Below are 909 nucleotides of genomic sequence, written 5' to 3' on the forward strand. Positions count from 1 at the left end.
TCCGAGAGATCAAATGTCCGTCTATATCTCTCAGGATTCTCGGACAAGTCTTTACTCGCGTCGTGCCCGTAGAAAGAGACGATGTATGGGGCGTCTACTTGGTTTGGGAGGAAATTCCATCGTTTTCCAACCTCTCCGAAGTGGGCGTGGTACACATCGAAGTTCCAGTTATCCGACCGCTCGAACTGGTACAGTGTGGACAGGCGGACCCCTCCTTCTGTACCTTGTTTCAGAGACGAAATGATTTCTTGGATGTTACGGGGATTTGTGGCTGTAAGACGGGCGACTGTCACGATACCAGAGAGATAGCTTACGGGGGCCTCGAAGTATGTAGTTCGGTCAAGAAGATCATATTCATCCACAATTTCGTGGGAAACCTCTTCATCTGGTGCTTCTAGAGCGAATATTCGTACTGAGTGACCACGGTCAAGCAGTCCAGTCACCTGATTCATTATAAATGTCTCAGACAACTTCGGAAAATAGTTGGTCAGGAACGCGATTTTCATCGTATATATTGCCATTTCACGTTCGAATATTGAACCCCACGATCGAATGCGGACCAGTTCATCCTTCCAGACACGCATGTTCTGTGTGGGGTCCCGCTGAACAGATCATAAATGGAACTCTCAGTCGTCGGTTCTGGCTACGTCGGCACGACAATTGCGGCGTGTTTCGCGGACCTCGGCCACGACGTGGTGAACATCGACATCGACGAGTCGGTCGTCGAGACGATCAACGCCGGCGAGGCCCCGATCCACGAGGAGGGACTCTTGGAGCTTATCGCCGAACACGCCGGGCCAAACGGCACCGGCCGCCTCCGGGCGACCACCGACTACGCAGCCGTCTGCGACACCGAAGTCACGTTCCTCTGTCTCCCGACACCCCAGAACGACGACGGCAGCATCGACC

Annotated in this window: 1 protein-coding gene and 1 pseudogene; one reads left to right on the forward strand and one right to left on the reverse strand. The window is 53.4% G+C overall.

What is annotated here, in order from left to right:
* Positions 1-452, reverse strand: a pseudogene (locus DVK07_RS22475) (hypothetical protein); the annotation flags it as partial.
* A 165-nt stretch (positions 453-617) separates the two neighbouring features.
* Here DVK07_RS22475 and DVK07_RS19780 point away from each other — a divergent pair.
* A partial coding sequence (locus DVK07_RS19780) for a 3-hydroxyacyl-CoA dehydrogenase NAD-binding domain-containing protein (RefSeq protein ID WP_233565543.1) occupies positions 618-909 on the forward strand: 292 nt, incomplete at its 3' end.

The sequence above is a fragment of the Halorubrum sp. Atlit-26R genome, from assembly GCF_003666015.1.
Taxonomy (GTDB): Archaea; Halobacteriota; Halobacteria; order Halobacteriales; family Haloferacaceae; genus Halorubrum.